The sequence below is a fragment of the Methanospirillum hungatei genome (assembly GCF_020216685.1).
Lineage (GTDB): Archaea > Halobacteriota > Methanomicrobia > Methanomicrobiales > Methanospirillaceae > Methanospirillum > Methanospirillum hungatei_B.
Window position 1 is genome coordinate 1 of record NZ_JAIWNS010000051.1, and the last position, 10,000, is coordinate 10,000.

The window sequence follows — 10,000 nt, forward strand, 5'->3', positions numbered from 1 at the left end:
TCTTCAGCATATTTTACAACTTTAAACATACGTAATTCCTCCCATAATTCATCTAGTATTTTTTGGTCAACAATCTTATCCGCTAATATTAAAGTTAATTCCCGGACTTTATTTCTAAGATCCTTTTGTGGAAGTTCTTTTTAAAGTTCAATCGTCCTCCTGAGCAGTTCGGTTTTGGAAAGCCTGCTCTTCATCAGAGGTAAAAAGATAAGTTCCAGTTCGTTTACCGGCTCACCTTTCTCCAGAGCTTCCCGTATCTGGGAGAGCAGGGCATCACCATCACGATCAGACAGAACGATTTGTAATACGTTATACTGTAGACTGCCAATATCTAAAACTTTTGTTCCGCTCGAACTATCTGCAGGAGTAAGAACCACCGTATGGACAGGTGCATCATAATACTGGAAGAGACGGAGATCATAATGAGCAAACCTGATGAGATCTCTTCTTGAAAGATCTGTCTCCTCTTCAAGGTGAAGGATAGATCCATCCTCAAGACGAAAATTCAGATCCATCATGTCATCCGTCATCTCAACTTCAGGAATCTCCGTCACCAGGAACGAGTTTATGGGTGGCAGATCAATACCAAGGAATGCCAGTGATCTATTGTCAAAAATCGAGAAGGCTTCTTTGAAAACCAGGTCGTAATTTTTTTGGCTTATCTTTCTCATGTAGAGGTACAAACTCTGGTGCGAATAAGATTAGAAGTATTCGGTTTTATGCTGGAGAATGGATTGTCTGTGAAATAATTCTGATGCAGGACAAAAGAGAATGAAATGAAGAGATGAATTCAGCATCAAATGTTGCCCCCGAAAAACCAGATGGATTAGGACTGAGCGTGTGAATGGGACTCATATACCAATAAATAGGCAGAATAACAAAAGAATAAAAAATATGGTTGATATTTAGGATTGTTGATGACCTATAAGTATATTTATTGAGGATAGCAAAAAACCCCCTGTCATTCTGAGGCTATGAAATACCGAAATGGTCATCGGGACGATCAGGAATATTTATCCCCCTGCAGGAGAGAGTTCAGACAATTGTAGGAAGGTGACATGATGGCTGATACCAAGAAGTCCCCTGAAACTGGCGGGATAACTATGCAGATACCCGGTAAAGGGACATCAAACCGTGACTGGTGGCCGGACCAGCTGAACCTGAAGATCCTCTCCCAGAACTCTCCACTCTCTAATCCGCTTGGTCAGAAGTTCAATTATCGCGAAGAATTTAAAAAGTTGGATCTTACAGCGGTGAAACAGGATCTGAGGGATCTGATGACCAGTTCGCAGGAGTGGTGGCCGGCTGATTTTGGCCATTACGGGCCTTTGTTTATCCGAATGGCATGGCATAGTGCCGGAACATACCGGACCTTTGATGGCCGGGGGGGCGCCAGTGGTGGAGAGCAGCGGTTTCCCCCGCTCAACAGCTGGCCGGATAATGTGAATCTAGACAAAGCCCGACGCCTTCTCTGGCCGATAAAACAGAAATATGGTCAGAAGATCTCATGGGCTGACCTTATGATTCTTGCCGGAAACGTCGCCCTCGAATCGATGGGATTCAAAACATTCGGCTTTGGAGGAGGACGTGAGGATGTCTGGGAACCGCAGGAAGACACATACTGGGGATCTGAAGATACGTGGCTTGGAGATAAACGATATTCCGCGGACCGTGAACTTGAAAAACCTCTGGCCGCCGTTCAAATGGGACTTATTTATGTCAACCCAGAAGGTCCGGATGGTAACCCGGATCCGGTTGCAGCGGCCAGGGATATCCGTGAGGTTTTCGCCCGGATGGCCATGAATGACGAAGAGACGGTGGCCCTCATCGCCGGTGGCCATGCCTTTGGGAAAACCCATGGTGCCGGTCCTGCCTCTCATCTGGGACCTGAACCGGAAGCTGCCGGGATTGAGGAGCAGGGGCTTGGATGGAAGAACAGTTTTGGCACCGGGAAGGGGAATGACACCATCACAAGTGGCATTGAGATCACCTGGACTCCCACACCGACGAAATGGAGCAATAATTTCTTCAGGGTTCTCTTTAGTTACGAATGGGAGTTGACAAAGAGCCCGGCCGGAGCGTATCAGTGGAAACCAAAGGGAGAGGCAGGAGCCGGGACTGTTCCTGATCCCCATGACCCGAAGAAACGACATGCTCCGGGGATGCTGACGACCGATCTGGCCCTTAGGTTTGATCCCATATATGAGAAGATATCAAGACGGTTTTACGAGAATCCGGAGTTACTTGCAGATGCATTTGCCCGGGCCTGGTTTAAACTGACACACCGGGATATGGGCCCGAAGACCCGTTATCTTGGCCCGGAGGTCCCTAATGAAGACCTTATCTGGCAGGATCCCATTCCGGCAGTTAACCACCCGCTGATCGATGACCAGGATATCGCTCTTCTCAAGAGCAGGATTCTTGCGTCAGGTCTTTCCATCTCCCGGCTGGTATATACCGCCTGGTCAGCTGCATCGACATTCCGTGGATCTGATAAACGTGGAGGTGCAAACGGTGCACGAATCAGGCTTGATCCACAGAAAGACTGGGAGGTGAACGAACCGGCAGAATTAGCAAAGGTGCTGAAGATACTCGAGGGGATCCAGGATGAATTTAACCAGAATGCTCCTGGCGGAAAGAGAGTCTCTCTTGCTGATCTCATCGTTCTGGGAGGCTGTGCCGGTATCGAGCAGGCTGCAAAGAATGCCGGATATTCAGTAACAGTTCCATTCACTCCCGGACGGATGGATGCCGTGCAGGAACAGACAGATGCAGCATCATTTGCAGTGCTTGAGCCGATGGCAGATGGGTTCAGGAACTATGCAAAACGTCATCTTCCCATGAAACCAGAGGCCATGCTGATCGATAAAGCCCAGCTGCTGACGCTTACTGCTCCGGAGATGACCGTACTTATTGGAGGTATGCGGGTTTTGAATACCAATTTCGGTCAGACAAAACACGGGGTATTTACCGATAAACCTGAAACTCTGACCAATGATTATTTCATACATCTTCTTGATATGAGCACGGAATGGAGCCCGGTATCAGAGGTAGGAGATCTCTATGAAGGACGGAATCGCAGGACCGGTGTAGTCAAGTGGACCGGAACACGAGTTGATCTCATCTTTGGATCAAACTCCCAGCTCCGGGCTCTGGCAGAGGTATATGCATGCTCGGATGGAAAAGATAAGTTTATTCAGGACTTTGTTGCGGCATGGACCAAGGTGATGAACCTGGATCGGTTTGATCGTATTCAGTGATCAACACCATCGTTACAATGATGTTAGATCGCCATTAATTATTCTTATAAGAAGTAATTGGTATCAATATGAAAAGCAGGGAGCAGATGAAAGACACAAAACCGGTGGTAGAAGACGCTATTTCCCGGTATGTATCCCGTGTACGGGACGTTTTTGGTGGTTCCATCAGTCAAATCCTCCTTTTCGGTTCATATGCCCGGGGTGAAGCAGGTTCCGAATCTGATATTGATATTATGGTCATTACGAAAGACCCTGGATGGGATATTGAATATCAGCTGATCACGATGGGATATCAGATTTTTTCAGAAACCGGAGTCATGCTTTCAGTAAAGGTCAGGACAACCGCAGAGTTTGAACAGGCAAGTTCATTCTCATTTTTACGAAATGTAAAACAGGAAGGAGTCCTTGTTGGCTAACCTGATTGAATCGCATATACTTCTGGAAAAATCCAGGGAGCGTCTGGTAGTAGCTCAGTCTCTCCACGATGATGAATATTTTGAAGATTCAGTTTCCCGTGCATACTATGCGATGTTTTTTTGCAGCGAGAGCCTTGCTTCTAACCAAGAATATTACTCTGAAGACTCATCGCGGAGTTGTTGCTGCCATGAGTGAGCATTTTGTCAGAACCGGCCAGATTCCATATGATATTTGGGAATATCTTGCTGCCGGCGAGACTCTTCGTGAAGAGGCGGATTATTCATCTGAACGAAGGATCGATTTGATCAGGTCGTATACTACTCTTGAGCATGCCAAAGTATTTGTTCAAACATGTTCGCAGATTATGCAATCCATATCCTAAACTCCGACTCTCAAAAAATATTCTCATAAATATAGGATGCACCTTCAAGAAGATTGGAAATTTGTTATCTTCACTTTTTAACTTTCTTCAGCCGAAAAAAAGGGTGCTTTTACCTTACAAGGAGGAGATTTTTTTCCGAAGAGGGGGTGAGGATTATACCTGTCCAGTCCTGATACCCAGGGATTTTTATCCATATTGTCTTAGTGGCCGGTTCTGCAATAAACCGGTGAGGATAACTAAAAACCCCCGTTTATCGCTCGTTTATACAGCATTTATAAACCTCACCTTGTTGAACGGGGTTTTTAGCTATTCTCTGGTATTTCGTATCGGGATTTGTCACCCTGTCGGTCACCTTCATGATCGAATGAAACGGGTACCTTGCGAATACTCATTGCTGACGCAGGCTTATCGGTTGAAGAGTTTTGTGAGTTATTATAGAAGAACAAACTTTGTGGTAACAACTCAATTTTAGGAGGGTAACCCAGACCTTACGAACGTGAATATGAGCATTAAAATCTTTTTCTACCTGAAAATGAGAAATATTCTAACCATTCGACCGAATAAGAAGGTATATGCGGGGAAAGGGAGTCGAACCCCTGAACTCCTACGAGAAACGCTCTTGAGGCGTTCGCCTTTGACCACTTGGCTATCCCCGCACAATAAGAAGAAGAGATGGTATGGAAGAGATCCACACCAAGCTGACATACTTAGGTTGGTGAGGATCCTATTTGTATATTTTCGATATGATATCACATCCGGACACTCACAGATAAACCATTTATAAACTAAAGACTCAGGTCATCATTGATCGATACTTACTTTAGTCCATACATAAGAGGTTCAAGAGAATGGACAGGCTCCTCACCATCCACACAATACTTCGGCTATTCGCACTGCTGGCCATAGCTCTTCTCGTTTCAACAACCAATGGAGCCGCATCCAATCAGGATAACGGGCAGTTCATCCTGGTCCTGCATTCCTATAACCCGACCCTGACCTGGACGGCAAACATATCACAGGGTATCCTGGCAGGACTGGGGCCACTGCCGGCGAACACCTCCATCTCATTTGAATATTTGAACTGGAAGAACTACCCAACTCAAGAGAACCTGAACCTTGTTGAAGATCTCCTGCGATACCGGTACAAAAACCAGCCGGTGAATCTCCTCATCACCACAGACGATGCCGCTCTCATCTTCGGGCTGAAGCACCGCACTGAAATATTTTCTGATGCACCGATAGTCTTCACCGCGCTGAATGGATTTGATGAGATACGGCCTGACACATACCCGCAAACTACCGGTGTAATCGAGACAATAAACCCGGAAGATACTATAGAGAGCATTTTCCACCTTTTTCCAGATACTAAGCATATCCTGGTACTCTGTGAATATACAGAATCAGGAAAAGGGATTGCAGAGACCATCAGAAATGCCAGCAGGAAATACCAGGATCGGGCTTCGTTCTCCTACATCGGTGATATCACAACCGGGGAAGTGTATCAGGAGGTCAGGAACCAGACCCAAGGAACAGCCATCCTGATTGGCTCCTGGTCGGTGGATAACACCGGTGCCATTGTAGACATCGGTCAGTTTGCAGAGAACGTAGCAGCAATAAGCCCGGTCCCGGTTTTTAACCTCTATGATTTCAATACCGGACGGGGAACCGTCGGAGGGAGTATCCTTTCCGGATACAGACAAGGATATATTGCCGGTCAGATGGCCTCAGAGATACTGTCAGGAAAAGAGATATCTGAAATTCCGATTGTGGGAACTGACGCAACCCAGTTGATCTTTGATTATGCCGTACTGGAACGGTTTAAGGTGCCGGAGGAGCGTATCCCCCCGGGAAGCATCCTCCTGCATAAGCCGCCGGCAATCATTGAGCAGTATTACGGGTTAATTATGGCTGCCCTGCTGGTTATCATTATCCTCTCTGCTGCTCTTATTACCCTCTTTTCCATTATGCTGGTTCGGAGAAGAACAGAAAAGTTGATGATGACCCTTCTTGATGCACTTCCCGGATATGCTTTTTTGAAAGACAGGAATGGAGTATACCAGTATGCCAGCCAGACCTTGTGTGATACGATAGGTTTGAAAGCGGATGAGATCAAGGGAAAGACCGATTATGACCTGTTCACACATGAAATCGCAACCAGATACCAGGGGCAGGATAATACCGTCATTTCATCAGGAAAGCCGCTCTTCATCCCGGAAGAGACTATCCCTGAAAAATCCGGAACAACCATTCCCCTTACCGTGAGAAAAGTGCCTGTTACCGATGCAAAAGGCTCTGTCACCGGGGTAATCGGGCTTGCATTTGATATCACAGAGCAGAAGGCAGCACGGGAAGAACTTGAGGAGAGTCATGAGAAGTACTATAACCTCTTTGAACTTGGAAAAGAGGCGATTTTCCTCATCGATCAAAGCACCGGAGAGGTACTTGAAGCAAACCTCTTCGCTGCCGAAATGTACGGATACCAGAAGAGTGAACTCATCGGGATGAATATCACCTCATTATCTGCAGAGCCAGATACTACCAGGGCATTCTTCTCAGAAGTCCGGACCGGAACATTTGCCATCCCCCTGCGATATCATCAGAAGAGATCAGGCGTCAGGTTTCCGGTGGAGATTATCGGCCGGTTCTTTGAATGGAAAGGGAAGATATGGATTGTTGCTGCCATGCGGGATATATCAGAACGGCTGCGGACTGAGAATGCTATCAGGAAGGCCACGGAGAAACTCAATCTCTTCAATTATCTCACCCGGACCACCATGAACAACCAGCTCTTCATTCTTCGGGGGTATCTTGACTTTGCTGCTGACATCGTCCGGGATTCTGATGCGGAAAAATACCTTGAACGGAGCCGGAGTGCTGTCCGATCCATCGACCGTCTCGTACTCTTTATGAAAAATTACCAGGACATGGGGCTTTTACCGGCAGTATGGCAGAATGTTGAGGAAGTTTTCATCTATGCTCTATCTCACCTGAGTATGGGAGGAATTACCAGGGAGATTTCAGTAAAAGGGCTCTTCATCTATGCTGATCCATTCCTGGAAAAGGTGTTTCTGCACCTTGTCGAAAACTCCATCATGCATGGTGAACGGGTAACAAATATCGGTATCAGGACAGAACAGGACGGAGATGACCTTCTCCTCATATACGAAGATAACGGGATTGGGATTCCTTCAGAATACAAAGAGCAGATCTTATCCCTGAACCTGGAAGGAAAAGCCGGAATCGGGCTCATACTGGTCAGGGAGATCCTTGCTATCACCGGAATTTCCATAACCGAAACCGGGGAGTATGGAACCGGTGCCAGGTTTGTGATGCGGGTTCCCAAAGGAAATTACCGGTTTGAGAGCGAAATTACATGAAATCTGCAAGGCCCATCTGTTCAACCTTTTCTTCTCCGAATGTGGACTCGATATTCATGTCTATTACCTCTATCCGCTGGCGGGTATATTCAGTAATATTGTATTCTTCACATATCTGTCTGGACATCTGCAGGTATTTCTTCACAGACCCTTCATGCACGGTTGGGATTATATTTCCCCCGCATTTGCATTTTCCGGCTAGAGGCATCCTTCGGTAACTGGTATTACACTTGGTGCACCGGAACTTCTGTTTTGAAAAGGCAGAGAGATTTCCCTGCAGGTCGCGGATAAAATGGGTCTTGAGGACACGTTCTGCAACATCGTGTTCATCTACAGCCCGAATCCGCTTTGCAAGGGAGAGTTCACAGTCAAGCTTGTCCAGCATCGACTGAAGCTGGGTATACATCGTCTCCAGGGGGCCGGCTGAGATGTCTGATGTGTCATGAGTAAAGAAGAATCCCTCGATCTGTGCCGGAGTATTCAGCCGCCGCTCAACCCGGTCAACCAGACTCTCCACATCCTTGGCATTCCCGTACCGGAGAGCGGTCTCATATACCTCAATCGGGTAGGTCGCACAGACATCCAGGTTATGACTCTCCTTGTCAATCTCAGTCGGATCAATTCTGCTCGTCAGGACCAACGGAGCATCCATCGAGCCACCCCGTGTTACCGGGAGAAATGAACGGGAGAAGTTAATCAGGCCGTCAAGCAGCAACATGACACAGTCCTCATCACCGTCACACTGGCCGGTGAAGATCCCGTTTCCAACCACAGTATGATCCCTGTCAACCGTCAGGCAGTACACCCGTTCATCCTCACAGGGCACATAATCGATAGATACAATCCGGTCACTGATTACCACGCCAGACTCCCAGATAGGAACTGCATCGCCGATTTTCACCTCAAGTGCCCTGATTTTTCGAAGATATGAGACATCCCAGACAAGCATGGCATGGTCAGGGGTGACCAGGAGATTTTTTCCCCGTGAGGTTGAGAACTGAATCAGGTTTGCCGGCGCCTTGTGCACGGAGACCGATGTTACCTTCCGGAGATGCGGGATTCCACCGGTGTCAACACTTCTGATATGGGCCGGACGGACCGGGTCGGCATAGAATGTCCCGAGTGCGTCCACGCCCGCCTGTGAAAGATCCAGGTGTTCCAGAACAAACCGTCTGATCGGAATCTCCTGCAGCATCCCGTCCGCATAGACCTCAATAAGGGTGTCTCCATGAAAACAGTTCCTTCGTTTCGCAGCATGGAAGAACGGATGTCCATATCCCACATTTGCTTTTGAAAAACCGATGATCCGGGCAAGGACACCGGCACTGGTGTGGGGAGCAAGACCGATGACCAGGTGGCCGACGAGATCACTTCGCGTTTCAAGGTTGTAAAAGGGAGGAAGGCCATAGACCTTCTCGAGCAGTGTGTCAATAAACCGGGTGCAGGAGAAGAGGTAATCCCCACAGCCCTCCGGTACAAGAATATCCTGGGGAGGGAGTTCAAGAATCTGGTCAGGATTCTGCAGGGGGACTCCGTATATATCCTGCAGATACCCTAAGTCCCGCAGTCTCTCAACCGAAACACCAATCTCTCTGGGCCTGAAGTGGGTGAGGGGCATATCAATGATATCAAACCTGACTGTCCCGTCTTTGAAGACAAAGAGCTTGTTTGCAGCCCGGATCACCCCTTTTTCTATGAGTTCGACCGGCTTATTCCGTGAGACCAGTCCTTTCACCCCTTTCACCAGTTCAGCATCCCGATCCCGCATGCCAAGGTCTGCAAAAGCCTGCTGCAATATCTGCCGGACATTGACGGTGTACTGCCTGACAGATGTGGGTTCCATGCCACACTGCGGGCATACCGCTCCCTGGACCTCAATTCCGCATCGTGAACATGACAAGACCGGTTCAGTATGGGTTCCACATGAGCACCGGTTTTTGTATGACTCAGTCCCACAGGCAGGACATCGCCTGACCCCCATCTCAAGCTGCAGGTTCCCCCCTTCGGTATTTGCCTGGTAGGAGAATTTGGAGGCTTCCTGTACTGACCGCCGGGACCCTCCTGCTTCCCCGACCGGAAAGAGGACATGAGGGGCAGGTTTCATCTCACGGGGCTTTGATTTCCCCGGTCTTCCCATTCGTCCCCCTATCCTGGTCCCTGCCTTTGATCGCATCTTCATTCCGGAAAGAGACTGCACAAGATCCAGCGTGGAATCAGGGAGTTCCTTCTCCCAGGAATCGGTGAGAGCAAGGGAGCTGTCAAGCCCCAGACATTTGAGGACTATCCTGCATGGGGTGATACGGATCATACCCTCCCTTACCTGGTGTTCACAGAGTACCCGCTCCAGATACTCCTTTATCGTTGGATCAAGCGGGAGAATGAGGGTACCATCAGCGAGCGTGCCATGCTCGTGAATGAACTCAGCAAGCCTTCTGATCTCGGCAGGTGTGAGATCATCCCAGAGGAACAGGTAATCCGGATGAAGATATAATCCGGACTCGCATTGGAGAATGGCCTCATCTTCATCTGCCGGACGGGTGATGCCTCCTTCAAGACGCCACCAG

Annotated in this window: 6 protein-coding genes and 1 tRNA gene; 4 read left to right on the forward strand and 3 right to left on the reverse strand. The window is 48.2% G+C overall.

The window, feature by feature from the left end; translation table 11 throughout:
- Window positions 1-140: 140 nt before the first annotated feature.
- The gene (locus LDL35_RS02810) at window positions 141-671 is read right to left on the reverse strand and encodes a hypothetical protein (protein WP_304019287.1); all 531 of its coding nucleotides are present in this window, start codon (window positions 669-671) and stop codon (window positions 141-143) included.
- A gap of 387 nt (window positions 672-1,058) precedes the next feature.
- Between LDL35_RS02810 and katG the strand changes: the two genes are divergently transcribed.
- The 3 genes from katG (at window position 1,059) to LDL35_RS02825 (ending at window position 4,059) form a co-directional block, all read left to right on the forward strand.
- Entirely contained in the window at window positions 1,059-3,260 is a 2,202-nt protein-coding gene (gene katG / locus LDL35_RS02815) for a catalase/peroxidase HPI (RefSeq protein ID WP_304019289.1), read from the forward strand.
- Between the two features lie 86 nt (window positions 3,261-3,346).
- On the forward strand, window positions 3,347-3,676 hold the full coding sequence (locus LDL35_RS02820; protein WP_304019291.1) for a nucleotidyltransferase domain-containing protein: 330 nt from the start codon (window positions 3,347-3,349) through the stop codon (window positions 3,674-3,676).
- Between the two features lie 107 nt (window positions 3,677-3,783).
- A complete protein-coding gene (locus LDL35_RS02825) occupies window positions 3,784-4,059 on the forward strand; it encodes a HEPN domain-containing protein (protein ID WP_304019293.1) in 276 nt (91 codons plus the stop codon).
- Window positions 4,060-4,632: 573 nt separating this feature from the next.
- On the opposite strand, the gene LDL35_RS02830 is transcribed toward LDL35_RS02825, so the two are convergent.
- A tRNA-Leu gene (locus LDL35_RS02830) sits at window positions 4,633-4,715 on the reverse strand.
- Window positions 4,716-4,907: 192 nt separating this feature from the next.
- On the opposite strand from LDL35_RS02830, the gene LDL35_RS02835 reads away from it, so the two are divergent.
- On the forward strand, window positions 4,908-7,436 hold the full coding sequence (locus LDL35_RS02835) for an ABC transporter substrate binding protein (RefSeq protein ID WP_304019295.1): 2,529 nt from the start codon (window positions 4,908-4,910) through the stop codon (window positions 7,434-7,436).
- On the opposite strand, the gene LDL35_RS02840 is transcribed toward LDL35_RS02835, so the two are convergent.
- A partial coding sequence (locus tag LDL35_RS02840; RefSeq protein WP_304019297.1) for a DNA polymerase II large subunit occupies window positions 7,429-10,000 on the reverse strand: 2,572 nt, incomplete at its 5' end. The two genes, LDL35_RS02835 and LDL35_RS02840, sit on opposite strands and share 8 nt — an antisense overlap.